The following is a 25995-nucleotide window of genomic DNA, read 5'->3' as shown; positions in this document are numbered from 1 at the left end:
ATGGCTCTCATCCGTGTAGTGCGTTTAGCGAAGCCATGCCGCAGGCTTTGCATCTTGCTCGCTACTTATACCCAATTTAAATGCATGACAGCTTATCATTACTTAGTACCGCAGACAGAATTGATGTCCAGGTACTTATTGGGTAGAGCGATCGCTCTACCTAACCGACTTGAACGTTTTGTGCTGTGATCAAGGATTTTCCCTCAATCACAAACCTTGGTAGCCAAGAAAAATTCAATGGCAACTTGTATCAAATTATACGACAAATTGGATAATTTTTCTGCCTTTATTATCTGCCTTTCTCCTTTTTTACACACCACTTCTCTAAGCCGAAGTAAAAGAAAATGACTAATCTTATACCGCCAAGAAAACCAGAAAATTTCATCGATTCTAAACTTCAGTACAACCAATTTAAAATTCTCTTTTTAGAGATTCAGCCAATTGGCGCATATCCAATCAAACATCTGGCTGAGGTAAAATTGGCAAAAACTCCTTCACAATTGAAACTAAAGCCTATAGTCTCCTACCATGGCAACGAAAATCCGAAAATTCTCAGATGCCCTTGAAAACCACTCTTCCCGCGTTGGATTTCCAGGTCGTCAATTCTTTGAATGGGGAAATCAGAGAGATAGGAGACTTAATTCAAAACTCTGCCGACTAGGGAAGCGAAGGATCAACACTCAAAACGCTTCCACTTTCCCTGTCTTTTCCTGGTAAATAGCTGTTTAAGCTGTATAGAGTTATAATAGCACCTTTAAAATCCCAATGAGTTAAGTTTACATTATGAACTTTGATAAGAATTATCAGAAATGTTTGGACAAGCTCATCTGGGCAACCCATCAGCTCGACGTTAAAGTTGCCCAATCACAGCTTGCGAATCTTGCCAAAATCATCGTACAAACGATGATGGGTCCCTGGCGCTATTTTCATTCCATCGAACATATTTTAGAGGTCGGTGGCTCGACGGATGCCATTGAAGTTCTGGCGGCTTTATTTCACGATATTATCTATGTGCAAGTTGATGGGAGTATTCCGTTTAACCTGACACCGTATCTCGCTCCTTTTATTGAAGAGGAAAGAGGTAAGTTTTTTGTCCGCACCGATAATCCAGGTGAACGTGATGCCATTTTTGAGCTAGTCGCCACCCTGTTTAAGGTTGCGCCAGGAGAGGAACTATTTCCCTTTACCGGACAAAATGAGTTTTTAAGTGCGATTGTTGCAGCTAAACTATTAGAACCTTTGCTGACACCAGCGCTGATTGTGCAGGTTGTGGCTTGTATCGAAGCAACCATTCCCTTCCGCACGCAATCCGATTTTGGGTTAAGTCCTAGCGAAGAATTATATCAGTCGTTAAAATTTATCAATCAGCGATTTAATCTTAACTTAACCAGTGTCGAACTCCTCGAAACAGTGAAGCGTTCAGTACGGTTGGCAAACCGGGATGTTGGTGGATTTGCTCATCCGAGTTCTGCTGTTTTCTTATCCAACACCTGGAAGTTATTACCCGAAACCAATCATACATTGAAAAAGTCAGAGTCGTATACCGTTAAGGATTATCGCTTTGCCATCCAAAAAATGGCAGTTTTTATGAAATTCCTGAACGCCGAACTCATTTTTCGACGGTTCCGAGGAGAACCTGACGATCGCATTTATATCCATTATGTCGAACAAGCTCGTCGGAATTTAGAAGTGGCGCGGCTCTATTTAGATAGTAAATTGGTAGCGAATGCTATTTTAGAAGCTTTATCCCTGCGTTTAGGGTCAGATGTCCCCTTAACTATTATGATGGGAGACTTTGGCGATGAACAGAGTTCCATGGGTCGTTTGAGCGATTATTTTCCCACGCTGATTAATTCGCATCGCCCTAAAACGCTTCTAGAACGGGAAGTGTGGCAGTTATTAGAAGGGGGACGCGCTCAAAGTATTTCCTTCGATTTCAAAACGTCTCCCTTGACTAACTTTGTTGTTCAATACATTGGATTTGAGGGAATTTGCCAGATGTGGCAATGCAGCCAAGAGTTCTTTCAACAAAAAATAACGTCGGAAGAATTTTTAGCGAGCTGTGATGCTGATCTGGTGAACATTATTATAGATGGAGTGGCTAAACTTTTGGAAAAGCGAAAAGTTGCCTTATGTCGTCTCTATAAACCGTTATCGATGAATGGGGTTAAACAATGACAACATGATGAGATCTCCGTATTTTTCCAGACACCCAAACCTTGTAGAGACGTTGCATGCAACGTCTCTACCTTTAGAAAGGAGGGTGACAACAACACCTAAAAATTATGGCGGTTGGCGATCGCACTCTCCATGCGTTCCAATACCTGCGCCACGGGAATCGCGCCTAAATCCTGGGATTGCTTCCCAGCTTCGCGAATTCGGACACTGAGACTATTCGACTCAACCTCCTTCGCGCCGACAACCGCCATCACCGGGATTTTTGCCTTCTCGCCATTGCGAATCATCTTCGGTAAGCGATCGCCACTGGTATCGACTTCAACGCGAACTCCCACCAGGCGCATCTTCTGTGCCACTTCCTTGGCAAAGGTTAACTGTTCATCACTCACAGGTAACAGTCGGGCTTGCACGGGGGCTAACCAGAAAGGGAAGTCTCCGGCGTACTCCTCAATCAAAATCCCAATTAGCCGTTCCAATGAGCCAAAGGGCGCACGGTGAATCATCACGGGGCGCTGGCGTGTCCCATCTTCTGCCACATACTCTAAGTTAAATCGCTCTGGCAGGTTATAGTCCACCTGTACTGTCCCCAATTGCCACTCGCGATCGAGGGCATCATGGAACATGAAATCCAGCTTCGGACCATAAAACGCGGCTTCGCCAATCCCTTCAAAATGACCCATTCCCAAGGTTTCGACTGCCCGACGAATGGCGTTTTCTGACTTATTCCACGCCTCATCTGACCCAATATATTTGTCTTGGCTGGGGTCACGGAAACTTAAACGGGCTTTAAAATCTTGCAACCCTAGAGTGTTAAACACGGATAGAGTTAAATCAACCACCCGCAAGAACTCATCATCCAGTTGTTCGGGAGTGACAAACAGATGGGCATCATCTTGGGTAAAGCCGCGAACTCGGGTTAATCCCCCCAGTTCTCCCGATTGTTCATACCGATACACAGTGCCAAACTCCGCGAGGCGCATGGGCAGATCTCGGTAGGAACGCAGTTCATGCTTATAGATTTGGACATGAAATGGGCAGTTCATGGCTTTGAGGACAAAGCCCTCGGCTTCTGACTCACCCATCATTGGGAACAAGTCTTCTTTATATTTCTGCCAATGTCCCGAAGTCTTAAACAACTCCACGCGACCAATATGCGGGGTGACTACAGGCTGATACCCGCGCTTAATTTGCTCCTGTTTGAGGAAGTCTTCTAAGGTACTCCGCAGGATTGTCCCTTTGGGTGTCCACAAGGGCAAACCGGGTCCTACGGGGTCGGATAAAATAAACAGTCCTAGGTCTTTGCCCAGCTTGCGATGATCACGCTTGAGGGCTTCTTGTTTCCGCCGCTTATATTCAGTTAGTTGTTCCGGCGTCTCCCAGGCGGTGCCGTAAATTCGCTGGAGTTGCGCCTTGCTTGCATCGCCGCGCCAGTATGCGCCAGCGACGCTTTCTAAGTCAATGGCTTTGGGATGAATGTCTGCTGTGGTTTCTACATGGGGACCAGCGCACAAGTCCCACCAATCTTCTCCGAGGTGGTATAGCGTGATTGGGTCTTCTAAGTCTTGGAGGATTTCTAGTTTGTAGGGTTCACCGAGTTCTTTGATCCGGCGTTCGGCTTCTTCTCGACTGACTTCTTCCCGAATCAGGGGGAGTTTACGCTTGAGGATTTTCACCATCTCTTTTTTGATGGCTTTTAAGTCTTGCTCGGTAAAGGGTTCGGGTTTGGCGAAGTCGTAATAAAAGCCATTCTCAATCCACGGACCAATCGTCACCTGTGTCCCCGGAAACAGCTTCTGCACCGCCATTGCCATGACGTGGGAGGCGGTATGACGGATTTTTTTCAGGCTCTCGGATTCACTGGTCCGAGGCAAATGGATTTTTTCGGGTTTTTGGGGGGCTTCTACGTTGGACATGGGTGACTGTGCCATTGAGTTGAGGTTGAAAGCAGTTATACGGTTTCCCTGGTTCCTTTTCTCCATTCCATGATACTCACCTTCTTCATTCAATGCAGGTTGCCGAGTTGATTGTGTATTGTAAAGAATTGTAACTAGCGTTAAGATAAATTTACAGATGAATTAGCGCTTAAGATTCATGCCTCAGTCTCAGCCCCACGAGCAAGACCTGCTCAAGTCGATACTACAGCCACTTTTGGATGATTTTCAATATTGGTTTTCGCGATCGCATTCGTTACTCGAATCAGAGGAGATCAGCTTTTTAAGCCGACAGCAGCAGAGGGATTTACTCGAGCGAGTCAAAATCGCCCAACGGGAAGTGAACGCAGCGGTAACATTGTTTCAAGCAACGGATGGTCAAGTGGGGATTGAACCCGCTACATTAGTGCCATGGCATCGGTTAGTCAACGAGTGTTGGCAAGTCGGGATGCGCTGGCGCTCATTGAAATCGGGAGAATCCGAGTCGGAGATTTCCGGAAATGTCAATATTGAGCCGAGAGAGTGATCAAATTTCTGCCCAGGTTTGATAAGCTAAACGGATTACAGATAACAACGTAATTTCAAAGACCCACCTAAGATAATCGATTAACAGATCAGCGGTTTAGTCTGGAGGATGCCATGTTACACCTACTCTACATAATTGCCTTTACCGTTATTGCATTTCTTGCGATCAGGAATTTGATTCGCAGTTTGCTGAACTTGAGTATAGATGCTCAACGGCATTACGCACCTGCGGGAAAGGCTTCATTTGCCGCGTCTAGTTCTAGCAACACTCGCGTCCCCCATCCAGAACTGTTGGATGATACCGGGAATCCGACAAGTGAACCACTGCTGGTAATGAAATCAATGACGGTTGAAGACGCCCGCACCCAGCTTGATGCTTTATATGATGCTTCCCCTAGCAATAGCATTGATAAGTCGGAAGACATTTAATCCAGATAACCTAAAGGCTATTTATAGTAGGTAGACGCAAAAAGCATCACAAGTTATTTATTGGCGGGTGGGAGCAACAGTTAGCTGTCCTGATACGTTAGCTTTGGAAACCCGCCGTACTTTAATTGTGTCCACCTACTTAACCCCGATGACTCCCAGCTTATTAAGAATAGCGGAGCAGCCCTAATTAGCGCCGTTCTCCAGTGAAGATGCCTTTGAAGATATCCTGAATATCTTCCTGTTTATAATCCTTAAATTCCCCAGCATCAAACCAGATACCATAACAGATTGGGCATTTTTCATACCAAATATGTGACTGTTTCAGGTCAACCATTTTGGTCATTTTTGCTTTGCATTTCGGGCAATCAATATCTTCAATGGCATTAAATTTACTGCCGATTTTGGGATCACCCGTATCAATTGCTTCCGAACCCTCGATTGTCTTGAGAGTTTGAGCCTCTTGAGAATCAAACCAAATGCCATGGCAATCAGCGCATCGGTCTACTTCAACATCAGCATAAACTACAGTTTCCAGGTTTCCTTGACATTTAGGACATTTCATTGAGGTCATTTTTCAACCATTCCATTCGGGATTATTTTAAGATAGTTGTAGTTTAGCAATTTTATGGGCAACCTATAGAGTTTTATTTTTAAAAGTTAACGAAAATAAATCATAAGTAATACAGCAGTTTGCTCTGCTATGCGGTACATTGTCGATCCCCCTAAATCCCATAAGCAAAAAAAGCGAAGCATCCTCTGGCTTCCCCCATAGAACAAAAAGCGAAGCAACATCTGGTTTCCCCCTTTTTAAGGGGGACGGAAGGGGGATCTGCAGGGGGAATTTGATCTACTGTACTTTATTACAGCGCTTTGCGCTGTAAGTCGTCGGTGTGGGTTTAGCCACAATTGTAGGGGCGGGTTTAGGGAATCAATTCAGCTAGTCACCGATAAATGAAAAACAAAACCCGCCCTCCCCACTCCATAATCGGCTTGTATAGTTTTTTCGGGTATAGCCGCGCAACATATTGGCGATTTCATACGCTGATTTATTATGGTTTTTCTGTTCAATGTTTTGGATAAATTCTAAGGCGGTTTCAAGTTTAGACATAAATTCGTCATTTGTCATTTGTCATTTGTCAATTAGGACATCGCTTCCCTGTTGGATGTCATTAAATCTTATATTCAAAACGGCTTGTTGTAATCGTGGGGACAACCAATCATTATACTGCGGATAAATGGGTAAGCGTGGTACGAGATGCCATCCGGCTGGTTCAATACTATTTTGTAATCGCTGAATTTGAGGATGGGGATAATCGGGATTTACCTCGTCTTTGGGTCCAATTCCTCCCAAATCCCTCGCCCCTGCGTCTAAACAAGCGAGTAACCATTGATCATCTAGGACTAAATTGGGCGGAATTTGCAGGGTAATATCAGCGGGTAAAATTTGACGGGCTTTGGCTATGACTTGGGGTAACTGTTGCGGATCAAATGCGGGGGCTTGCCAATATTGTTGATGACCGGGACTATGGGGTTGTAAAATCACTTCTTGGATGTGACCATACTGAGTATGAAGCTGCGCGATCGCATCCAATGTTTCCCACCAATCCTCACTTGTCTCACCAATACCCAACAATAGCCCGGTTGTAAACGGAATCTGCAATTCCCCCGCCCAAACAAGCTGTTGTAGCCGTACCTGTGGTATTTTACTGGGTGCATGGCGGTGAACGGTTTGCTGGAGTTGTGGCGTTATCTGTTCCAGCATTAACCCCATTGACACATTCACCGATTTTAGCGATCGCATCTCCTCAAACTGCAACGGTCCACCATTAGTATGGGGTAGAAATCCTCTGGATAGGGCGAGTTCACATAAATCATAAATCCGCTGGAACCAGGCTTTACGCCGTGGTGAATGGGGATGCACTTCACCACTGAGAATAAGGATTTCACAAATTCCCTGGGATTGAAGCTGTTTTAAGAGAGTATCAGCCTCAGTTAGAGTCAACCATGAACTTTGACCCGGATCAGTGCGAAAGTTACAATAGCTACAACGGTTAAAGCATTCGTAGGTGGGAACCAGCGTGTAAGCCGGACTATAGGTAATAATTTGAGAATCAATCATTGCTATTGTGGATGACAGTGAACTTGCTCTGAGTGGTTTGCTTTTGACCCGAAACGGCAAGCAGTTCTTTTGCTTGGTGGCAATAAATCTAGAGATAAACGCTGGTATGAAAAAAACATTCCCATAGCAGAGCGGCGATTTAGAGAATACCTAGAAGAAACTAAAGGGGGTGAGCTAATATGACAGTTCATAAAACTTACAAAGAAGTAAGAAAAGGTTTCTCTCCCGAAGCTAAAGCACGTATTACTGATGGAGCCAACAAAATCAGAGAAGAACTGAAAATTATCCGTACTCTTCGAGAAATTACAGGACTATCACAAGAAGAATTAGCAGAGCGACTTGATGTAAAGCAGCCTTATATTTCACAACTGGAAGGGAGAGAAAATATCACACTCAATACGCTGGTAGGAGTGGTCGTTGCTTTAGGAGGTTCTGTGGATATTACTATCAATTTTCCGGAGAAAGAACCCGTATGCTTTTCTCATGTTGAAACCCTTCTAGCTGCAAAAGGAGCAGAGTCAGAAACAGAAATGTAATTTGCAGCGGGGGCAGAGGGGAGGGAGCAGATATCCCAACTATTGCAAAGATGCACAAAGCAGGAGGGAAGAAAGCTTGTACAGTAAGCTTTTGCGCCTTCTTTTTTCAACTGGAGATTTATTTCTGACATGCGATAAGCTATCATGCATTTAAATTGGGTATTAGTAGCGAGCAAGATGCTCGCACTACAAGGCTTTCGCCGTTATTGATATTAAGGTTTAAATGCCGAACAGCTTACCATACACTAATTTTTAGACTAATGACGATTAAATCTCAGCCAGATCTTGGGAACGCTCCAACCAGATAGCTCTCAATCCCGCCGCTTTAGCCCCCTGATAGTCCTCCCGCAAACTATCGCCAACATGCCACGCTTGTGAAGGTTCACATTCATATTTCTGTAAAGCGTGAATAAAAATTTTGGGATCAGGTTTAGCCATCCCCGCTTCTGTGGAAATGGTGATTGAACTGAAAAACTCATCCAGATTCAGTGCTTTTAGCACTAAGTAAAGACGAGAATCAAAATTTGACAAAACACCCAATTGAATACCAACTCGCTGCCACGCCTCCAGCGCTGGGATAACATCTGGATAAATAAACCAGGGTTCGGCGGTGGCAAAGTGGGTGTAAAGGTGGTCAAAAAAATCGGTAAAGTCTGCAAACTGTTCCAGAACACCAACTTTTTGGAACGTGCGAAGGGCAATCACGCGCCACCATTCAAATTCACACTCATGAATCTCTTTGGGATCTGTATCGGGGAAAACTAAGGGATCAGCCGCAGCAAAAGCCTGGAAAAAGGCATCGTTAACCAGTTTCGGTGGCACATTCACATTAAACTGGCGAGCGATCGCGCTGTAAATCTGACCCACACTTCCGCGCACCCCAAATAATGTACCGACGGCATCGAGTAAAATGACTTTTGGATTGGTCATTTGTCCTTTGTCATTTGTCATTTGTCATTTGTCAAATAGTCATGGCGGGTTTAGTTACTTATGGGTGAGGTCAGATAGTAGTAAAACCTGTCCCTACGCAACACTCAATCAGGGCGGGTTTTGAACAAAAGTTATCGTCAACCGTGAAACGAAAATCCATAAACCCGCCCCTACATACCCTCATTTTTGAGCAGATTCAATAAAGGTTGTGCCATCCAATTTAAACCAACTTTGAGCTGATGGTCTAGGGTGGGCATACGATAAAGATAGGCAAGACGCCGCGCTAGATGGGCGAATACTCCATCAAGTTTTAATCCTAACCCAGTAAGTGTTGCGTTGTCTGTCCCTAATGTCATCATTTCGCCTAAATGCTGGTAACGGAAGGGGAGTAAGGGACGCCCAGTTAGAGATGCCCAAATATTCCAAGCGGCGTAATCGGCTTGCTGGAAGGCAGATTGAGCCGTATTGGGGACTTGTTGACCTGTGGCGTCTCGACAATCGGCTAGATCCCCTAAAGCATAAAGTTCTGGATGGTCAACCACTTGTAGGGTTGGGGTGATCATGAGTTGACCCCGGTGGTTTTGTTTAAAGGGGAGCGATCGCACGACGGGGGCGACTGTGGTTCCGACTGTCCATAACACGATATCTACTGGAATGGTATCCACCTGTCCTTTGTACAGCAGAGAAATGGTATCGGCGCTGATCGCATCTACCGACGTGTCTAGGTCGATCCATACCTTTCGTTCATTTAACGCATTCTGTGAGGCTTTACGGTTAAATTCGGGAGAGGTTTTCAGAATCATCTCACCTTGTTCAATTAACCGGATGCGTCCGCGTTCTCCCAGCCGTTCAGCGAGTTTGCAGGCGAGTTCCACGCCACTATACCCACCCCCCACAACCGCGACACGAATTTTTTCTGCGTCAGATTCTTCGAGGATGCGTAACCGTTCTTCTAAACGATAAGCATCTGCGATCGCCCGGAAGGGAATAGCATGTTCAGCGACACCGGGGACGCTTTCCATCGGTGTAACTCCACCTAAGGATAAGACTAGGCGATCGTAAGCAAACTCTACGCCATCCTGCAACTGTACCCGCTGTTGCTCACTATCAATACCCATCACTGTCGCTTGGGTGAAGCGCACTCCTGTATTTGCCAGGAGTTCTTCAAAGGGTGGAGCAATTTCCCAGGTTTGCAGTTCACCTGTCAGGAGTTCGTACAGCAGGGGCATAAATACGAAGCGATCGCTTTGATCAACAAGTATAATTTCTGGCTGCTGTGACTTTTCCCAAGGGAGTTGGCTTAAGCGCAGGGCAGTATAAAGCCCCCCAAAGCCTCCACCGAGAATACATAATCGGGTTGTTTGGTCACTCATTGTTGAATGGGCGGATTATCCGTGGTAGGGGAACTTCCTTCCAGGATAGCAAGATACCCAATGTAGAGACGCGCCATGGCGCGTCTCTACAGGCAGGGCGGGTTTTGAGGTAAGGTTATCTATAGCGAAACACGATTCCCAATACACCCCCCCTCTGCTTTAGATATCGCCGCGAATTTCTTCGACTACGCCATCTCGTAGGAGAATTTCGACCTGCATTTTGCGAACCAGGTTATCTCCGGCTTCAACGCGGAAGAAGCTTTCGATTTGACCTTGATTGACTTCTTGGTCAAGTTCGAGCATCTGTACCTGTTGAAGTTGCTGGAGTTGCTGGTTTTTTTGCTCAAGCAGCTCACTTTTCTTTTGATTAACCTGCAATTGAATACTTTCGATTTGCTGCTTGACTTGAGGACCCGGAGGATTCACACTTTGCTTTTGAATTTCCGCGATCGCCCGTTGTCCTTGCATATCCAACTGTTGAAGTTGAGAGTCTAGTTGGTTAATTTGTCCCTGGAGTTGTTGTTGTACCTCCTCCTTCCAGCGGGGTGTGACAATGGCTTTAATATTAACCGGTCGCTTCAAGAGTAGGTTGGATTGAGATTCTTTGGATTGAGATTCTTCTGTAGGCATATAGGTATTTCTCAGTAGGTCTGACACTTAAAAAGGTAAGGGTTAATCCGGCTAACAGGATAACCTAAAGTTTGGGGGCATAATGATGTTAAGCGCAACAGGCAACTTGCCAGCAGGCTCTTTCACCCTATTTCCCCGCAATCAGGCGAACATCCCGTTAATGATATCGCGATATCGTTGAGTAACAACGGGTCGCCGGATTTTCAGTGTTTGAGTCATCATGCCATTTTCTATGGAAAAGGGGTCTAAAATCAGCGCAAATTGACCAATTCGATCATCAGGGCGATAACCTGGTCGATTTTTGACTTCCCGGTTCAATTCTTGCCGGAATAGGTTCTGCACCTCTTTACTTTTCAGGTCAATACCCGTCCGGAATGACTCGCTGTCCTTCTGCGTATCGGAGTTGGGCAAGTTTAGGGTAATATTTTCAGCGGCTGCCCACTGTTGCAGGGCATCCAGATTCGGCACAATTAACGCACCGAGCGATCGCTGATCTTGACCTACTAGCATAATTTGGTCAATATAAGGACTTCGCAGACAGGCATCTTCAATCGGTTGCGGCTCGATATTTTCGCCGTTGGTCAATACGATGGTATCTTTTGCCCGTCCTGTCAAGACTAAATCATGGTTGGGCGTCACCCATCCCAAATCTCCGGTATCAAACCATCCATCGGAGTCAATGGCTTTTGCTGTCGCCTCGGGATTTTTATAGTAGCCTTGCATCACTTGGGGTCCTTTCACCAAAACTAACCCCTGTTCGCCTATAGGCAGGGGTTTGCGGGTTTCCGGATCAACGATGCGAATCTGGGTTCCGGGCATGGGTAATCCGGATGAACGGCGCAGATTACGTTCCATCCGGCGAACATTCGTCACAGGAGAGGTTTCGGTGAGTCCATATCCCACCAGAATCTCAATCCCGGCAATTTCAAAGAAGTTTTCCAAATGCATTGCCAGGGAACCCCCACCACTGATAATGGTTTTGATTTGACCCCCAGTTGCCTCCCGCACGGTTTGATAAATGAGTTTGTCGGCTAATTTGTGGGCGGGTAACAGGAGTAAGGCTTGGATGCTGGCGCTGAGGCGTTCTAGGGGGCTAGGGTTAAGCTGGTTCAAGTCTAATCCTTGAGCGATTCGCCGCGCTTTGATATAGCGCTGACTGATATCCAGTAAGGTGAACACTAATTTTTGCTTGTTCGGGGGTTGCTCCCGAAATTGCTTTTGCACCCCGTCATAAATCGATTCCCACAGCCGAGGAACGCCGATCATGTAGATGGGTTTAAAGGCTTTGAGATCGGCTTTGACATGGCGAATCGTGGTGTAAATTTGGGTACACCCTTGAGACAAGAGGAAGTATTCGACGGTGCGTTCGTAGACATGCCACGTCGGTAAAATACTCAAGATGCGATCGCCTCCTTTGGGTTGGAGGACGATCCCAAAGGTGGTGACTTGATGCAACAGGTTTCCATGAGTTAACATTACCCCCTTGGGTTTACCTGTGGTGCCGGAGGTGTACATTAAGGTGGCGAGGGTTTGACGGGTCGCCTGAATCGGTTGTAGAGTGGTTTTTGACCCCATACTCATCACCTGAGAGAAATTGAAAACCTTGAGCTTGTCTTCAGCAGGTGGTTCTTCATCGGAGAGTAGGATCACAAATTGAATCGGCAACTCGTCAAGATGAGGTTTGAGTTTGGTCAGTGTCTTGGTATCTTCGACTACTAACGCAATGCTGCCACTGTGTTCTAATATATACCGCAATTCTTCGGGATCAGCTTGGGCGCTACGAACCACATTTGCCGCCCCAGCCGTCATGATCCCCTGATCGGCAATCAGCCAACGGGGACTGTTATCGGCAATTAAGGCAACACGGGGCGGAAGATCCGAGGATTCCTGTTCATGCTTAATCACGGGATTATCGAACAGGGTTTGTAATCCCGCCGCCAATTGCTGAATCTGGCGCACCAACTGAGTGTACGTGAAGATCACCTCAGGTTGGACATGGGGATCTCTCAGGGCAATAATCTGTCCAAATCGCTGCGCCGCGATCGACCAAATTTCCGGTAGAGACTGGATAGAGGAATAGTCAACTAAGGAGTGGAGCAGGTTACGCTCCTGGGGACTCATCGACAACGACATAGAATTAGTTGGTTTTGTGTTTAACATCTATTACAATTGCTGGTTTTTTTTACCATACTCTTTTGAAGTGAGGCAGAATAGGGGTTTCAGGTGGACAGAATCTCTTCTGTCTGTCGTTATCGTGTCTTCCTATCCCCCATCTTTCCACCTCCTGAAAAATTGTCACAAACGATGTTGGCAAGGCTGAGGTTTCAGTAGGGGCGGAATTTCCTGCTTAAAAATCGGGGGATATCACAGGAGGATTCAGGATCATCTATTGTTCAAAGGGGAAAACTATGAAAATTTTGGTTGTTGAGGATAATCCTACCTTAGCCCAAACCATTGTGGCAGGATTAACCCAACAAAATTATGTGGTTGATCTAGCCCAGGACGGTGAGACCGGATTAGACAATGCTTTAGCATATAACTACGATCTAATTTTGCTTGATATTAATTTACCTCATTTGGATAGTATTAGTCTTTGTCGTCGTTTAAGACAAGCGGGAAATACCAGTCCAATTGTTTTACTGAGTGCATCAGCCACGACTCAAGATATGGTGGCGGGATTAGATGCGGGCGCTGATGATTATATTATTAAACCCTGTCCGGTTGAAGGGTTAGCGGCTCGAGTTCGGGCATTACTCAGACGTAACCGGGATGCTAGTACCCCAACCTTGCAATGGGGAAATTTGGAAATCGATCCGAGTACCTGCGAAGTAACTTGTCTGGGACAACCCTTACGTTTATCGCCAAAAGAATATGGTCTTTTATATTTGTTGATGTCCTCTCCCACCCGGATATTTAGTCAAGATTATATTATCGAAAAACTGTGGACTTTCGGAGATCCACCCAACCGGGAAACGGTAAAGGCACATGTTAAAGGATTACGACGCAAGCTCAAAAAAGTGGGTGCAGGTGACATTATTGAAACTGTGTATGGGTTCGGGTATCGTTTGAAGGATATTTGTGAACTGCAAACGGCGTCTAAGCTTAATCCCATTCTGGAACGGTTTGTGGCAATGCGTCAGATGGAGTATTTGATCCTTAATCCCGATTTAACCATTCGCGAGATTTCTGATCAGGCTTACAATTTTTGTGATTTTCCGGAAAAATTAACCATTGGCAAATCGGTCTGCATTAGTTTTCCAGAGTTGATTGGTTTAGACGATATATTATTGGATGTTTTGGCAGGAAAAACAGAAGATTTTAGGTTGGAAGGTGTGGCGCGTTCCCATAATCCGCAGCGACCGGAGTATATTGATATCTATAGTATGAATGTTGATAATCAGTTATTTCTGCTGTTTGAAGATGTCTCTCATCAAATGAGCTGGAAACAAACGGTTACTCAACAAGAAAATGAAACCTATCTTTTATTGGGATTTTAATCTGAATGTCCCGTTTGATCAGATGCCCCTGGTGTTGATGCCGAAAGCGATCGCTACTTGAGCCGAAACCTGAAACTCCTTTGGGTAGAGAATTTTACTGGTATGGGTGAGGAGGTGACTTTTCACGGGATCTGGAAAACCTCTCTCCAAACCTCTCTCCTGCGAGGAGAGAGGCTTTGAATTCTCCCCCTTCCGTGCAAAAAAAGCGAAGCAACATCTGGTCTCCCCCTTTTGAAGGGGGACGGAAGGGGGATCAAAAAAAGGGGTTAGGTTTGATATCGATTTTTCTGGATGGCGTAAAAAGTTAGGTGGAAAGGTGCGATCGCTCTCCTCAAACGAGTCATCTAAAAGTTCTAGGGGAAACAGGCAGACAAGGCGCGATCGCGATCGCTGCTCCGGCTTGTATTTAATTCAGTGATATTCCACTTTAGAGTGATGAAAGACATGGCAGCTTCTCTTTATCCTTTAGGTGAAGCTAAAAGCAAAAAGCAATGAATAAGAACATGAAAACCAGTATAATTTCAGGACTTACTCTAACACTAGCACTTGGTTGTAGCTCTTCCCCACTGTCTGCCAATGAATCTTTCTCCCAGCAAGCTAACACCCTCGACACGAATAGGGAAACAATTGCATCAGAAGTAAGCCACACTAAGCAGACATCTCCTCCAGACTTCAATGATTATCCAGCAACCGAATCTTTCTCTGGTGCTCCTGCACCCGTTGACTTAAGTAGTGACCCTGATGCTAGAAGATTCCGCACTGTTTTACGAGAGGGCGCACAAACCGGACCCAATTTTGCCGGAAAATATACAGTAGTGACTTGGGGATGTGGCACAAGCTGTCAATCCGTTGCCATTGTCGATGCTGAAACTGGCTCAGTTTATATGCCAGGTATTGTGGCTGAAGCGGGTGTGAAGCATAAGTTGGATAGTCGGCTACTCGTGGTTAATCCGCCAGAAAATACTCCGGGAAATAGACCCGATTGGATGGAAACCAGTTATTACGTCTGGGATGGTACAGAGTTAACGGAAGTTTCGACATCATCATCATCATCGTCACGCAAAGAAGAGGTCGATGATTGGACAGATACCTTCTTTTATGCGGTTCATCCAGACATGAAAGGGAGGAGTATTGATCCGTCTCAAGAACTTTATGTTCGAGAATGGAATGCCCTGCGCGGGGTCGTAAAGAATTGGGTGGGGTGGATTGAAAGTAACTGTGGTCCTGCAAGTTCTGACCAGGATCAAGCTAGCGTGAACAATGTAAGTGTTCGTGAGAAGTTAGCTGATGCGGTTTTCTATGCTCGTCATCCTGAGTTAAATGGGCGTGAAATCCGCAGTGTAGAAACAGCTATACCGCCAAAAGTGGCAGAGTCAGTATGATGAGCGAGCAAAATTTTTGGGTCATTGTAGTGCGAGCATCTTGCTCGCTACTAATACCCAATTTAAATGCATGACAGCTTATTCTGGAAGGATCACGTTATGCTACTCATGCAGGAAAGATTAGTATTAGTGTGGTACGGACAAGGCGAAATTGATGCGAAAGTGGATGTCCAAGACTTTCCTTCAGCTAAGATTCCGGCGACAGTCCGCGATGAGTCATTCCAAGAGCAATACGAACAGTTAGGATGTAAAGGATGGAATTGATCTTCGGGAAGGCTTCGCATACATTTGTGTAGCTGCGACTTCCTCCTCGCCATGGCAAAAAAAAAGTGGGTTTACTATAAAAAATTGGTCTTGTGGGAAAGAACAAGACCAACTTAAGGCAGAAAAAATCCGTTTGAGATTAACGGAATACTTATTGATTTTTGATTGATTAAGAGGGAATATCTTCCAGGGCTAAATCAAAGGTAATCTCATGAACACCAGGAATATCTTTAATCTGCTCAATGTATTTACGCGCCGTTGCTTGGTCTTTAACCGTTCCGGTGAGTCGAACCGCACCACTCGCAACGCCAGCGACTAGGTTCTCAGAAATATCGGACTCAATCTTATCCTGAATCTGAGAATCACTCAGTTCCTTTCCACCTCGGCTCGATTCAACATATTCAATTCCTTGATACTGACTCCCCACCGCAGAGGTGGTCACTTTTTCATTGTTGGGTTGTTGACTGCTTTGAGAGGAATCAACAGCAGCTTGAGGGGGAGCAGCGAAGGCAGGAAAAGCACTATTAAATGTAAAGATGGCAAAGTCATAAATTGCTTTTCTATCCAAAGATAGATACAAAATGAAAGAAACAGGGATAGGAGGAAATCCCTGTAGACGCGCCCTGACGTAGAGACGTTGCATACAACGTCTCTACCTCTTTAAGCAACACCTAAAGCCCCTGCACCTGCGGAAGCCAACGCCGAAACCAGCGCCGTAGCAAAGAGCCACCAAGCAGCTATCGCAGCGGCTTTGCGAGTTTCTTCGGCTTGGCGTTGGGCTTGATACTTGACCTGTTCTAGACGCATTTGAGCTTGTTGTTGGATACGTTCTGCCCGTTGTAGCAAACGAGTGCGAACGTTCTCAATCTGACCAATCATCCGACTAGCATCGGCTTCGGAGATATCGTCACGGGAACTGATAATAGCGACTAGGGTATCCCGATCAAACTGAGACAAGCGATCGCGCAGTGCATCAAACCCAGCTTCTGGGTCATCAAATAACGTCTGGATATCTCGCTTGATGCCATCATAATTCAGTTCAGGACGCTCTAAATTATTGAAGTAGTTGCGAATGCGCTCAAAAATACCATCAATAACTGACTGCATGCGATCTTGCACCGTCCGGATTTGGGCGATCACTTGGTCACGCACATTCAGAACTTGATCGACAATTCCATGCACATCTTCTTCTGAGATATCCTCCCGTTGGGATAACAGCGCCACCAGCGTCGAGCGATCAAAGTGGGACAAGCGTTCTTGCAGACTCGACATCCCAGCACCGGGTTCATTCAGCAGCAATTGCATATCCCGCTTAATTCCTTCGGGATTGAGTTCCTCTTTGCGCGTAGAACGCAGATAATCAGCAAATGCTGCTTGAAAATCTTGTACAGTTTCCTGAGTCCGTAGCGCCCAGCGTCGGGGGGCTTTGACTACACCGCGAACGGTGGAAAGAACTTGATCAATAATCTGATTCACCTCTTGTTCACTCAGATCATCCCGTTGGGCGAGTAACTGTACCACGGTATCGCGATCCATTGAAGCTAACCGATTTCTGATTAAACGGGCTCCAAGCTGTGGATTATCCAGCAGTTTGGTTAAATCACGCTGAATCCCGTCTGGATTTAGTTCTGGCTTCCCGGTGTTCCGCAGATACTGAGCGATCGCGGACATGGTTTTATCGTATTGCTCTTTAGTTGTATCCACCATTTTTTGGGGGATGCGGCGAACACGAGTCCAGGTACCCTCAACCTGATCGAGAACTTGGTTAATTTGCGTTTCACTCAAATCTTGACGCTGATTTAACAGTTGTACTAACGTATCCCGGTCAAAGCGTTCAGCGCGTTTACGCAGCAGCAGCCATCCCACCTGGGGTTCATCCAAGAGTAATTTGAGTTCCTGTTCAATGGCTTGAGGATTCAGTTGATCTTTACCGGTGTTACTCAAAACAGACTGAACCTTCATCCACTGGGCTTCAACTTTTGCCTTCAACGCCTCTTGGGTTTCTCTGGCTGTATCCAAAACGCGATCGCGGGCTTTTTCCAGCTCAACAATGACAGCTTCCTGTTCAATCGGCGTTAAATCTTGGCGTTTCTCGACCAACCGCTCAAATAAGGGACGCTCAAACTGAGCCAGACGATTGCTCAGGTGTTCGTAATCGGCGTCCGGATCATTGAGAATATCCCTGATATTCAGTTGAATTTTCTCAGGAGTGAGTGCTTCTTTCGACGTAGAGAGGAGATATTGCTCCATTGCGGCTAACCGTGCGATCGCCTCGGCGCGTTCTCTAGCTGCGATCGCTACCGCTAAGGCTTCTAAGCGAATGATATCCAACCAAGTCGAAATTTCTCTGATCCGTTCTTCAGTAAAAACACCCCGTTGTGCCAACAAATCAGCAAAATCTGACCGATTGAGCTGCTCTAATTCCTGCACCACGGTTGCTGGGTCAGCTTCTGGATCATATAGCACATCTCGGAATTCCCGCTCCAGCGTCGGTTGCTGCATCTGCCAAGAATATTTATTGAGCAGATAATTTTCTACATCGGCTCGCACCGTACTGTAGGATTCATCCTGAGTCCCACCACGGATCTGAGCAGAAACTTGACCAACCTGTTCAGTAACTTGGCTTCTTGCGTTTTTAAGCTGACCGACAATTTTCTCCATATCTAAGTCTGATATATCCACACGTCCCATCACCAAGCCCATCAGACTATGCATACCTGTGGATGCAGCTTGAGCCAGAGGTCCTGGATTTTGGGCTTTGCGGCGCTTGCGGAGTTCTGCCACTAAATCATCGAGCTTCTCGGTAAACTCACCGCTAACAAGCTGATCTGGTGTGGCGGACTGAAGATACTCTCTAAATTCTGCCATAGCATCTCTAGAAGAAGGCAGCCGATTCACCGTTTTCTTCCAAACCGTTTCGAGTTGGTCAACAATCCGATTCACATCCCTTGGGGATAAATCGCTGCGGCTGCTAACTAAATCAATAAATGTCTGCCGATTAATATCACGCAGGCTGTCACTACCAGCAATCTCTTGTAAATTTGGGTCATTGAGTAAATCTTCTAATTCCGTCCGAATCTTTTGCAGATTCAGTTCTGGAGGTCGTATAGACTGCATATAATCTTCTAGGTTCTCGCGAATCGTTTCTGGGTCAATGGCAGAACCCAGTTCTCGACGTATCGCCGCCGCCGCTGCTTCTGCGGTGTTTACAACTTCTTTTCTGACTGCATTACCCCCCATTGCGGCTGTGGCTGTGCCTAAAAGGGCTTGAAAACCAGAGGTAGCGGTACTAATTACTGAGCCGATTAAAGAACCAACCGTTGTCGAACTCACCCAAACCAGTAAGGAAAAGTAAGTTGCCCAAATCACCAACCCGACGATCGCACCCAAGCCGGGACTTTCCAGCAAGCTTAATTCTACGGCAAATAGACAGGCAAAAAATAGCGCTAGGGTAACGCTAATTAATGTTCCTAACCCTAATGTCATACCAATCTTGCGAATAGTCCCCTGTATAGTCTCTGATGACTTCTTATCAGACGAAGACGATGATGAGTCTCCGCCTCCAGCAAAGGAAATTCCCAACGCCACACCCAGATTAGTTAAGAGCATCTGGAACGCAAACGCTAAAACCACACCGGCGACTAATGTGGTAAAAAATTGAGGTCCGTCAAAGATCAGCGCTGCATCTTCGACGGTATCGAGTTCTGGCTCTACTGGTATCTGTGCTATCCAAGCCACCCAACTCGTGAGTCCTAGTCCCACACTCTCAACCATAATGTTTTTCCTCGTTGTTTCGGTTATATATAACGATGACCGGAATAGGATTGCCTACTTCAAGGCAGATTTTCCTGTCCTTCTGTCAGAATCGTTGTCTCAAGGCTTAAAATCATCTCCCCAAGGGGTGAAATCCATGGGCAAATTGCCAATTTATGCCCATCGATAGAGGGATTGGCGAATTGATCGGGAAAAAGATTTTTCCCACACCCGACACCCGACACCCCATCACCCAAAGGATGAGGTAGCATATTAGCGAAGCGCACGGGTATTAGGAGTCAGAAGTGGGTTTATTTGAGGATCTCAATCGCTTTCTGGAAAATCGCCTGGATGAATTCCTCCGCAACAATCCCCATCTAGAGTTACAGGCACTCGAAGAACAGTTACGGGAGCAAGAAGAAGATACATTGAAGCTGATTGCTGACTTGCAACTTCAACAAAAGCGCCTACAGGACGATATATTAGCAGTTGCCCAAGAAATTCAGCGTTGGCACGAACGGATGAATAAGGCTCAATCGAAAGGCAGACCTGATTTAGCCCAAGCCGCTCAACAACGAGAAGCTACGCTTTTGCATCAAGGGAATCAACTCTGGGGCAAGATGGAAGGGGTTAAACAGCGAATTGCTCAGACTAAAGAACTACAGCGTCAGATTCAAACCCGTCGTAATGAAGTTCATACCAAAGCCAGAGAAGTCGAAGCTGCCCGCACTCAAGCCCAAGATCAAGCTCAATCTCAGTGGCAGACATCGGCTTGGAACCAGAGTTCAAATTACAACATTCGAGCAGGGGTAGACCCCTTAGAGACTCAATTTCAGCGCTGGGAGACTGATGAGGAGTTGGAGCGACTGAAACGGAATATGGGTCACTGAGGGTGTACAGAGAAACTAACAGGGATGGGCGACTCGCCGTACCCAATCAACACCACCCAACCCTTAATTTGATCGGTTTTCCCTCCCACTAGGTATCGGTAACTATAGATAAACATTGTAGGGGCGACCCGCCGCATTCAATGAACAGAACCCAACCCTTGATTATATCGGGTCGCCCTGCATTAGGTATCGGTAATTATCTAATACCAAATCCGCCATACATAACCCTTTTATGTCCAGATTGTTCAAGACTTGCCATGGCAAGTCTCTACAGGGTTTTGGCGATTTGCTCTCTTTAGGAATAGTTAACCCGGATTTGGCATAACACCACATTGGGACAGGGGCGAGTCGATATAGGTTAATTCTTACACCGCCTACTATGTGCAGCGACTCGCCCCTACAACCGCGACGCCCCTACAACCGCGATAATTCCGAAAATCCCGACAATCTTGATCATGGATTCTCTGATGAACGGCGAGGAATCGTAAAGGAAATCGAACGAAGCGGTTTAGGGAGTGATGTGGATGATGATGGATTAAGCACCGTCGAGGTAGAGGCTGGATTAGCACTCTCCACCGAGGGAGACTGAGTTTGATTGCTTGAGAATTGTCTGGGTTGTAGAGAAATAGACCAACCTGGAGATTTACCGTAGTTAGACGCGATCGCGAGTAATGCTCCTGCCAAAATGAATACTGGCATGGGTAAGATAAAATCGCTCATCCACTGGGACAATTCTATTAGGCTAAATACTACCACAAAAGTGGTAATTACAACTCTCATCGATCTGACTTAAAACTAGCGCTGCCGCCATCATCATACACCATGCAAATTTTTGCGATTCGCTTAAAACCCAATGACGATTTAAAGGCAAGTTTAGGGCATTTCGTCAAACAGCACCAGATTGAAGCTGGGTTTATGATTACGGCTGTGGGTAGCCTCAAACAAGCCACCCTGCGCTTTGCGGGTCAAAATTATGCTCAAGCCTTCAAGCGGCGCTTTGAGATTGTTTCCCTCGTTGGCACTCTGTCAATCCATGGTATCCACTTACACCTTGCCCTGTCGGATAAAAAAGGCAAAACAATCGGAGGGCATCTTTTAGAAGGATGTATCATCTATACAACGGCTGAAATTATTATGGGTGTCAGCGACAATTTAATCTTTTTGAGAACAATGGATGAAACGACGGGATATAAAGAGCTAGAAATCAAACTTAAATAAACTTTACTGTACAACCAGCCGAAATCTGTGTTCCTCAAATCCAGCCAAATCAGGCTATCACAGTCGTTTAGGGTCATAAACTCAAAACGCATGAGCTTAACGCTCACTCAGACAGTCGCAAAAATGCAGATTGAACAATACAAAACTATTCTTCGCCCAGAATGAGCTGAAGCGTCCGATGCGCTTCCTGTAGGGTTTGGAGTTCAGAATTAAACTTCCAGAGATAGGGTTTAACTCTATTGCCCCCCACAATAGCAGGTTCCCAAGCCGTCAATTGCCATCCTTGCTCAGTTGCAGTGAGGCAATAATCAATTCGGGGAGGAATAATCGAGGGGTTGGCGTTAGTAATCATCATTGCTTGCTCGTAATACCCTGTAAGTGGTCAAAAAAATTGTGATTTAGGGTAAGGAAGCGATCGCCTATAGCTTACTGGTTAATGCCCTGATACCTATAAATCATCTTGCCACTCCTTTCTCAAGATGGTAAGCCTTACCCGCAATCTTTATCGAAATATCATAATTAAGTTGGAACAAAACACGAGGTTATGGGGGGTTGCCGAAGTCTCTGTGAAATTGAGCTTCATACAACCTTCACATAACTCGGTCGAGTAAATATACTTATTCTACGGATTGTTACAAAATAAACAAGAGGGAGCAGAGGGAGCTGGGGAAGCTGGGGAAGCTGGGGAAGCTGGGGGAGCAGAGGGAGCTGGGGAAGCTGGGGAAGCTGGGGGAGCTGGGGAAGCTGGGGGAGCTGGGGAAGCTGGGGAAGCTGGGGGAGCAGAGGGAGCAGAGGGAGCAAATGACAAATGACCAATGACCAATCACCACTCAAACGCCTATTTGCCTACGGTCATAACTATCGCACGGAAATCAGGCAGGCGATCGCCTGTTCGGTTCTGAATAAAATCTTTGACTTAGCGCCACCCGCCTTAATTGGTGCGGCGGTGGATGTGGTAGTTCAAAAAGAGGATTCCTTAATTGCCCAACTTGGCGTCACTGATATCTTCACACAACTGTTGATTCTGGCATTGCTGAGTCTGATCATCTGGGGATTAGAATCCCTGTTTGAATATGCCTACAACCGACTCTGGCGTAATCTGGCACAAACGATTCAGCATGACTTGCGCTTAGATGCTTACGCCCACTTACAATCCCTCGACTTGGCTTATTTTGAGGATAGGAGTACGGGCAGGTTGATGTCGATTCTCAATGATGATATCAACCAACTGGAACGCTTTCTGGATGTTGGCGCGAATGAAATTCTCCAGGTATCTACAACCGTTGTGATTATTGGTGCTGCGTTCTTGATTCTGGCACCTGGGGTGTCTTGGATGGCACTTCTACCCATGCCCTTTATTCTCTGGGGTTCCATCGCCTTCCAGCGCCGCCTTGCGCCCCGTTATGCTGAGGTTCGGGAAAAGGTGAGTTTACTCAATGGGCAATTAGCCAATAATTTGACCGGAATCACCACGATTAAAAGCTTTACGGCGGAAGCGTATGAAATCCAGCGCATAACTGCCCAAAGTGAAGCCTATCGTCAAAGTAACCGTCGCGCGATCGCACTCTCGGCGGCGTTTGTGCCATTAATTCGTATCCTTATCTTATTGGGCTTTATCGGCATTCTCCTCTATGGGGGCATGGAAGCGGTAGCGGGGAGATTAGCCGTCGGTACTTATAGCGTGTTAGTATTCCTTACTCAACGTTTATTGTGGCCCCTCACCCGATTAGGACAAACCCTGGATCTCTATCAACGGGCAATGGCGTCTACAAGCCGGGTGATGAATTTGTTAGATACACCAATTACGATGCATTCGGGCGAGATTTCTTTGCCTGTGAGTCAGGTAAAAGGTGAGTTAGCGTTAAAAAATATTACCTTTTCCTATCAGGGACGCCATCCTGTGATAGAAAATCTGTCCCTGCATATTCCAGGGGGAAAAACTATTGCCATTGTCGGTGCAACGGGTTCCGGGAAAAGTACCTTAGTCAAGTTATTATTGAGACTCTATGAAGTCCAAGACGGAACCATAACCCTAGATGGAATTGACCTGCGTCAGCTTCAGTTAGCTGATTTACGCCAAGCCATTGGTTTAGTCAGCCAGGATGTGTTTCTGTTTCATGGCACAGTGCGGGAAAATATTACCTATGGTAGTTTTAATGTCACCTTATCTGAGGTAACAGCCGCCGCCGAAATTGCCGAAGCCCATGAATTTATTTGCCAACTTCCCCAAGGCTACGACACAATTATCGGGGAGAGAGGACAAAAGTTATCCGGTGGACAACAGCAGCGATTAGCAATTTCCCGTGCTATCTTAAAAAATCCCCCGGTGCTGATCCTCGATGAAGCCACCTCCGCCGTGGATAATGAGACAGAAGCCGCCATTCAGCGATCGCTAGAGAAGATTACCCAAAACCGAACCACGATCGCGATCGCTCATCGCTTGTCTACAGTACGCAATGCTGATTGTATTTATGTGATGGATAAAGGTAAATTAGTTGAACAAGGCACCCATGAACAACTACTAGAGCAACAAGCTATTTATGCGATGCTGTGGCGGGTTCAGTCTGGGGTTAAATAATTAGGTTATCATTCGTCATTTGTCCTTAGTCATTTGTCCTATTCGCTTTCAAAAAGAAGCCAGCTACGTCATTGGGGATTATCAACCATGATTATGTTCAGTAAAGCTCAGCCGAATAAGCCAGAGGATCAATGGAAAGTTAAGCTAAATCAGTTTGCTAAAAAACATAGTAAGGAACTGGCGGCGCTGTCGTGGGGACTCTTTCTAGAGAAGGGCGAAAGTGACGAAACTATAGGAATTGACCTGAAACCTAGACCCCATTTTGTCTATTGTCCCAAAGCAGCGCTGGAAAAACTGAATCAAAAGGTTGAGAACTATCTTCAGGAAATGATAGGTATTGTCAATGCTCACCAACCGGATAAAGAAGTTTTAATGATTGGGATTGGTAATGACCAAATTAAGTTAATTCATTTTGAACCGGAATCTCCTCCTCCGGTATGTTTTGAGGAACTGGGTAAAGATGTAGATACATTACTCCAAGAGTTAGAACAGCGTCTGAGTGAATTTGGTATTCGTCCTTAGTTGTCATTTGTCTTTTGTCATTTGTCTTTTGTTGAAAACTGCTTGCACTCTGTCGGGGCGGGTTTAGGGATATCAGGGTCAAAACCAAACGTTAGCGGTAAAACCCGCCCCTACAATAGACGTTCCCATTGCTCCCCTATCTCCTATCTCCCTCATCTCCCCCTGCTACCTGATAACTGATAACTGCTCACTGATAACTGCTCACTCCCCTGCATCCTCATCCCGCGATCGGTACAATAGTTAACAAACTACCATCCAACTCTGCCAACTATGACGCCTGACGTAGAAACGTTACCCCAGCAACCCGACACCAGTGAAACCGACAACCTCGACGAACTTCCCAATGATGTCGAGATGTCACTGTTTGATCACTTAGAAGAGTTGCGGCGGCGGATTTTTTATTCGCTGCTGGCTGTAGCCGTTGGTGCTATTGGCTGCTTTGTGGCGGTTAAATACATTGTCCAGTTATTGGAAATCCCGGCTCAAGGCGTTAAGTTTTTACAATTAGCTCCCGGTGAATACTTCTTTGTATCCATAAAAGTAGCGGGTTACAGTGGTTTGCTAGTGGCGACGCCTTTCATTCTTTACCAAGTGATTCAGTTTGTCTTACCTGGGCTGACTCGCCGCGAACGACGCTTGATTGCACCTGTGGTTTTAGGTTCGAGTATTCTGTTTTTCGTCGGGTTAGGATTTTCTTACATTGCTCTAATTCCAGCCGCGCTGAAATTCTTTATTAGTTACGGCGCTGATGTAGTTGAGCAAGCTTGGTCAATTGAACGGTATTTTGAATTTGTCCTGCTGCTCATGTTCAGCACGGGGATAGCTTTTCAAGTACCAATTATTCAGATTCTATTGGGAAATTTAGGTATTGTCTCATCCTCTCAAATGCTTTCTGGTTGGCGGATTGTTATTTTAGGTGCAGTGATTCTCGGTGCTGTACTAACTCCTTCCACTGATCCTCTGACTCAAAGCTTACTCGCTGGTGCTGTCATCGGTCTTTACTTCGGTGGAATTGGTATGGTTAAGCTGTCAGGCAAGTGATTGAGTTCGTAGTTTGTAGTACGGGAACCTTAGCCTGTTAAAATTCTGGGTTGACTACTAAGCTGTTCGGCATTTAAACCTTAATGTCAATAATGGCGAAAGCCTTGTAGTGCGTTTAGCGAAGCCATGCCGCAGGCTTTAGCGAAGCCATGCCGCAGGCTTTGCATCTTGCTCGCTACTAATACCCAATTTAAATGCA

The 25995-nt window shown here is 45.9% G+C and carries 26 protein-coding genes and 1 pseudogene; 14 read left to right on the top strand and 13 right to left on the bottom strand.

Annotated features, from left to right (window positions below; translation table 11 throughout):
- Positions 1-783: 783 nt before the first annotated feature.
- Positions 784-2178 (top strand): hypothetical protein, encoded by a 1395-nt coding sequence (locus tag RH949_RS01825; RefSeq protein ID WP_446351733.1) that lies wholly within the window; start codon positions 784-786, stop codon positions 2176-2178.
- A 98-nt stretch (positions 2179-2276) separates the two neighbouring features.
- Here the strand turns inward: RH949_RS01825 and thrS are convergent, their stop codons facing one another.
- Complete coding sequence (thrS, locus tag RH949_RS01820) at positions 2277-4106, bottom strand: threonine--tRNA ligase (protein WP_006099749.1); 1830 nt, start codon at positions 4104-4106, stop codon at positions 2277-2279.
- Positions 4107-4269: 163 nt separating this feature from the next.
- Between thrS and RH949_RS01815 the strand changes: the two genes are divergently transcribed.
- Both RH949_RS01815 and RH949_RS01810 read left to right on the top strand, forming a co-directional pair.
- The gene (locus RH949_RS01815) at positions 4270-4635 is read left to right on the top strand and encodes a DUF2605 domain-containing protein (protein ID WP_446351732.1); all 366 of its coding nucleotides are present in this window, start codon (positions 4270-4272) and stop codon (positions 4633-4635) included.
- A gap of 113 nt (positions 4636-4748) precedes the next feature.
- Positions 4749-5063, top strand: coding sequence for a DUF2973 domain-containing protein (locus RH949_RS01810; RefSeq protein WP_446351731.1), 315 nt, complete (start codon positions 4749-4751; stop codon positions 5061-5063).
- Positions 5064-5250: 187 nt separating this feature from the next.
- Here RH949_RS01810 and RH949_RS01805 read toward each other — a convergent pair whose 3' ends face one another.
- The 3 genes from RH949_RS01805 to cofG all read right to left on the bottom strand — a co-directional run bounded on the left by RH949_RS01805 (position 5251) and on the right by cofG (position 7182).
- On the bottom strand, positions 5251-5625 hold the full coding sequence (locus RH949_RS01805) for a TFIIB-type zinc ribbon-containing protein (protein WP_006099701.1): 375 nt from the start codon (positions 5623-5625) through the stop codon (positions 5251-5253).
- A gap of 375 nt (positions 5626-6000) precedes the next feature.
- On the bottom strand, positions 6001-6189 hold the full coding sequence (locus RH949_RS01800) for a hypothetical protein (protein WP_044205839.1): 189 nt from the start codon (positions 6187-6189) through the stop codon (positions 6001-6003).
- Between the two features lie 3 nt (positions 6190-6192).
- Positions 6193-7182, bottom strand: a complete 990-nt coding sequence (gene cofG / locus RH949_RS01795) for a 7,8-didemethyl-8-hydroxy-5-deazariboflavin synthase subunit CofG (protein WP_446351730.1) — start codon at positions 7180-7182, stop codon at positions 6193-6195.
- Between the two features lie 36 nt (positions 7183-7218).
- On the opposite strand from cofG, the pseudogene RH949_RS01790 reads away from it, so the two are divergent.
- Positions 7219-7365 (top strand): annotated as a pseudogene (locus tag RH949_RS01790) (type II toxin-antitoxin system RelE/ParE family toxin); the annotation flags it as partial.
- On the top strand, positions 7362-7718 hold the full coding sequence (locus RH949_RS01785) for an XRE family transcriptional regulator (RefSeq protein WP_446351729.1): 357 nt from the start codon (positions 7362-7364) through the stop codon (positions 7716-7718). The pseudogene RH949_RS01790 and the gene RH949_RS01785, both read left to right, overlap by 4 nt.
- 267 nt (positions 7719-7985) lie before the next feature.
- Here RH949_RS01785 and RH949_RS01780 read toward each other — a convergent pair whose 3' ends face one another.
- The 4 genes from RH949_RS01780 to RH949_RS01765 form a co-directional block, all read right to left on the bottom strand.
- Positions 7986-8669: an HAD-IA family hydrolase gene (locus tag RH949_RS01780; RefSeq protein WP_446351728.1), complete on the bottom strand. Its 684-nt coding sequence runs from the start codon at positions 8667-8669 to the stop codon at positions 7986-7988.
- A 149-nt stretch (positions 8670-8818) separates the two neighbouring features.
- A complete protein-coding gene (locus tag RH949_RS01775; RefSeq protein WP_006099630.1) occupies positions 8819-10021 on the bottom strand; it encodes an NAD(P)/FAD-dependent oxidoreductase in 1203 nt (400 codons plus the stop codon).
- Between the two features lie 159 nt (positions 10022-10180).
- Complete coding sequence (locus tag RH949_RS01770; RefSeq protein ID WP_006099879.1) at positions 10181-10651, bottom strand: YlqD family protein; 471 nt, start codon at positions 10649-10651, stop codon at positions 10181-10183.
- A 141-nt stretch (positions 10652-10792) separates the two neighbouring features.
- A complete protein-coding gene (locus RH949_RS01765) occupies positions 10793-12811 on the bottom strand; it encodes an AMP-dependent synthetase/ligase (RefSeq protein WP_446351727.1) in 2019 nt (672 codons plus the stop codon).
- Between the two features lie 248 nt (positions 12812-13059).
- Between RH949_RS01765 and RH949_RS01760 the strand changes: the two genes are divergently transcribed.
- The 3 genes from RH949_RS01760 (at position 13060) to RH949_RS01750 (ending at position 15794) form a co-directional block, all read left to right on the top strand.
- Entirely contained in the window at positions 13060-14148 is a 1089-nt protein-coding gene (locus RH949_RS01760; protein ID WP_446351726.1) for a response regulator transcription factor, read from the top strand.
- Between the two features lie 503 nt (positions 14149-14651).
- The gene (locus RH949_RS01755) at positions 14652-15530 is read left to right on the top strand and encodes a hypothetical protein (protein ID WP_446351725.1); all 879 of its coding nucleotides are present in this window, start codon (positions 14652-14654) and stop codon (positions 15528-15530) included.
- A 99-nt stretch (positions 15531-15629) separates the two neighbouring features.
- Positions 15630-15794: a hypothetical protein gene (locus tag RH949_RS01750; protein WP_006099820.1), complete on the top strand. Its 165-nt coding sequence runs from the start codon at positions 15630-15632 to the stop codon at positions 15792-15794.
- 169 nt (positions 15795-15963) lie between these two features.
- Here RH949_RS01750 and RH949_RS01745 read toward each other — a convergent pair whose 3' ends face one another.
- From RH949_RS01745 to RH949_RS01735, 3 genes are read right to left on the bottom strand one after another with little or no spacing between them, the layout of a single operon-like run.
- Positions 15964-16437: a BON domain-containing protein gene (locus RH949_RS01745; RefSeq protein ID WP_006099949.1), complete on the bottom strand. Its 474-nt coding sequence runs from the start codon at positions 16435-16437 to the stop codon at positions 15964-15966.
- Positions 16438-16454: 17 nt separating this feature from the next.
- Positions 16455-19568: an MFS transporter gene (locus RH949_RS01740; protein ID WP_446351724.1), complete on the bottom strand. Its 3114-nt coding sequence runs from the start codon at positions 19566-19568 to the stop codon at positions 16455-16457.
- Positions 19569-19627: 59 nt separating this feature from the next.
- On the bottom strand, positions 19628-19819 hold the full coding sequence (locus RH949_RS01735; protein ID WP_006099612.1) for a hypothetical protein: 192 nt from the start codon (positions 19817-19819) through the stop codon (positions 19628-19630).
- Between the two features lie 33 nt (positions 19820-19852).
- On the opposite strand from RH949_RS01735, the gene RH949_RS01730 reads away from it, so the two are divergent.
- Positions 19853-20437 carry a TIGR04376 family protein gene (locus tag RH949_RS01730; RefSeq protein ID WP_446351723.1) on the top strand — a complete coding sequence of 195 codons (585 nt, stop codon included), beginning with the start codon at positions 19853-19855 and terminating at the stop codon, positions 20435-20437.
- Positions 20438-20890: 453 nt separating this feature from the next.
- Here RH949_RS01730 and RH949_RS01725 read toward each other — a convergent pair whose 3' ends face one another.
- On the bottom strand, positions 20891-21217 hold the full coding sequence (locus tag RH949_RS01725; protein WP_446351722.1) for a hypothetical protein: 327 nt from the start codon (positions 21215-21217) through the stop codon (positions 20891-20893).
- Between the two features lie 42 nt (positions 21218-21259).
- On the opposite strand from RH949_RS01725, the gene RH949_RS01720 reads away from it, so the two are divergent.
- The gene (locus RH949_RS01720; RefSeq protein WP_446351721.1) at positions 21260-21655 is read left to right on the top strand and encodes a PPC domain-containing DNA-binding protein; all 396 of its coding nucleotides are present in this window, start codon (positions 21260-21262) and stop codon (positions 21653-21655) included.
- Between the two features lie 145 nt (positions 21656-21800).
- On the opposite strand, the gene RH949_RS01715 is transcribed toward RH949_RS01720, so the two are convergent.
- Positions 21801-22010: a hypothetical protein gene (locus RH949_RS01715; RefSeq protein ID WP_006099698.1), complete on the bottom strand. Its 210-nt coding sequence runs from the start codon at positions 22008-22010 to the stop codon at positions 21801-21803.
- Positions 22011-22284: 274 nt separating this feature from the next.
- Between RH949_RS01715 and RH949_RS01710 the strand changes: the two genes are divergently transcribed.
- From RH949_RS01710 to tatC, 4 genes are all read left to right on the top strand, one after another.
- Entirely contained in the window at positions 22285-22467 is a 183-nt protein-coding gene (locus RH949_RS01710; RefSeq protein WP_446351720.1) for a hypothetical protein, read from the top strand.
- Positions 22464-24233: an ABC transporter ATP-binding protein gene (locus RH949_RS01705; RefSeq protein ID WP_446351719.1), complete on the top strand. Its 1770-nt coding sequence runs from the start codon at positions 22464-22466 to the stop codon at positions 24231-24233. The genes RH949_RS01710 and RH949_RS01705 overlap by 4 nt, the downstream gene beginning before the upstream one ends.
- Before the next feature lie 93 nt (positions 24234-24326).
- On the top strand, positions 24327-24755 hold the full coding sequence (gene ccmS, locus RH949_RS01700; RefSeq protein WP_446351718.1) for a beta-carboxysome assembly chaperone CcmS: 429 nt from the start codon (positions 24327-24329) through the stop codon (positions 24753-24755).
- 270 nt (positions 24756-25025) lie between these two features.
- Positions 25026-25796: a twin-arginine translocase subunit TatC gene (gene tatC / locus RH949_RS01695; RefSeq protein WP_006099938.1), complete on the top strand. Its 771-nt coding sequence runs from the start codon at positions 25026-25028 to the stop codon at positions 25794-25796.
- The last annotated feature ends 199 nt before the right edge of the window (positions 25797-25995 follow it).

The sequence above is a fragment of the Coleofasciculus sp. A1-SPW-01 genome, from assembly GCF_040217205.1.
Taxonomy (GTDB): Bacteria; Cyanobacteriota; Cyanobacteriia; order Cyanobacteriales; family Coleofasciculaceae; genus Coleofasciculus; species Coleofasciculus chthonoplastes_A.
Note: the sequence above shows the minus strand (reverse complement) of the source record. Positions and strands in the feature narration are given on the sequence as shown.

What these genes read in the sequence shown, in the direction of transcription:
- RH949_RS01825 (WP_446351733.1), top strand. Translation starts at nt 784, where the DNA reads ATGAACTTTGATAAGAATTATCAGAAATGTTTGGACAAGCTCATCTGG.
- thrS (WP_006099749.1), bottom strand. Translation starts at nt 4,106, where the DNA reads ATGGCACAGTCACCCATGTCCAACGTAGAAGCCCCCCAAAAACCCGAA.
- RH949_RS01815 (WP_446351732.1), top strand. Translation starts at nt 4,270, where the DNA reads ATGCCTCAGTCTCAGCCCCACGAGCAAGACCTGCTCAAGTCGATACTA.
- RH949_RS01810 (WP_446351731.1), top strand. Translation starts at nt 4,749, where the DNA reads ATGTTACACCTACTCTACATAATTGCCTTTACCGTTATTGCATTTCTT.
- RH949_RS01805 (WP_006099701.1), bottom strand. Translation starts at nt 5,625, where the DNA reads ATGAAATGTCCTAAATGTCAAGGAAACCTGGAAACTGTAGTTTATGCT.
- RH949_RS01800 (WP_044205839.1), bottom strand. Translation starts at nt 6,189, where the DNA reads ATGACAAATGACGAATTTATGTCTAAACTTGAAACCGCCTTAGAATTT.
- cofG (WP_446351730.1), bottom strand. Translation starts at nt 7,182, where the DNA reads ATGATTGATTCTCAAATTATTACCTATAGTCCGGCTTACACGCTGGTT.
- RH949_RS01785 (WP_446351729.1), top strand. Translation starts at nt 7,362, where the DNA reads ATGACAGTTCATAAAACTTACAAAGAAGTAAGAAAAGGTTTCTCTCCC.
- RH949_RS01780 (WP_446351728.1), bottom strand. Translation starts at nt 8,669, where the DNA reads ATGACAAATGACAAAGGACAAATGACCAATCCAAAAGTCATTTTACTC.
- RH949_RS01775 (WP_006099630.1), bottom strand. Translation starts at nt 10,021, where the DNA reads ATGAGTGACCAAACAACCCGATTATGTATTCTCGGTGGAGGCTTTGGG.
- RH949_RS01770 (WP_006099879.1), bottom strand. Translation starts at nt 10,651, where the DNA reads ATGCCTACAGAAGAATCTCAATCCAAAGAATCTCAATCCAACCTACTC.
- RH949_RS01765 (WP_446351727.1), bottom strand. Translation starts at nt 12,811, where the DNA reads ATGTTAAACACAAAACCAACTAATTCTATGTCGTTGTCGATGAGTCCC.
- RH949_RS01760 (WP_446351726.1), top strand. Translation starts at nt 13,060, where the DNA reads ATGAAAATTTTGGTTGTTGAGGATAATCCTACCTTAGCCCAAACCATT.
- RH949_RS01755 (WP_446351725.1), top strand. Translation starts at nt 14,652, where the DNA reads ATGAAAACCAGTATAATTTCAGGACTTACTCTAACACTAGCACTTGGT.
- RH949_RS01750 (WP_006099820.1), top strand. Translation starts at nt 15,630, where the DNA reads ATGCTACTCATGCAGGAAAGATTAGTATTAGTGTGGTACGGACAAGGC.
- RH949_RS01745 (WP_006099949.1), bottom strand. Translation starts at nt 16,437, where the DNA reads ATGCAACGTCTCTACGTCAGGGCGCGTCTACAGGGATTTCCTCCTATC.
- RH949_RS01740 (WP_446351724.1), bottom strand. Translation starts at nt 19,568, where the DNA reads ATGGTTGAGAGTGTGGGACTAGGACTCACGAGTTGGGTGGCTTGGATA.
- RH949_RS01735 (WP_006099612.1), bottom strand. Translation starts at nt 19,819, where the DNA reads ATGCTACCTCATCCTTTGGGTGATGGGGTGTCGGGTGTCGGGTGTGGG.
- RH949_RS01725 (WP_446351722.1), bottom strand. Translation starts at nt 21,217, where the DNA reads ATGAGAGTTGTAATTACCACTTTTGTGGTAGTATTTAGCCTAATAGAA.
- RH949_RS01720 (WP_446351721.1), top strand. Translation starts at nt 21,260, where the DNA reads ATGCAAATTTTTGCGATTCGCTTAAAACCCAATGACGATTTAAAGGCA.
- RH949_RS01715 (WP_006099698.1), bottom strand. Translation starts at nt 22,010, where the DNA reads ATGATGATTACTAACGCCAACCCCTCGATTATTCCTCCCCGAATTGAT.
- RH949_RS01705 (WP_446351719.1), top strand. Translation starts at nt 22,464, where the DNA reads ATGACCAATGACCAATCACCACTCAAACGCCTATTTGCCTACGGTCAT.
- ccmS (WP_446351718.1), top strand. Translation starts at nt 24,327, where the DNA reads ATGTTCAGTAAAGCTCAGCCGAATAAGCCAGAGGATCAATGGAAAGTT.
- tatC (WP_006099938.1), top strand. Translation starts at nt 25,026, where the DNA reads ATGACGCCTGACGTAGAAACGTTACCCCAGCAACCCGACACCAGTGAA.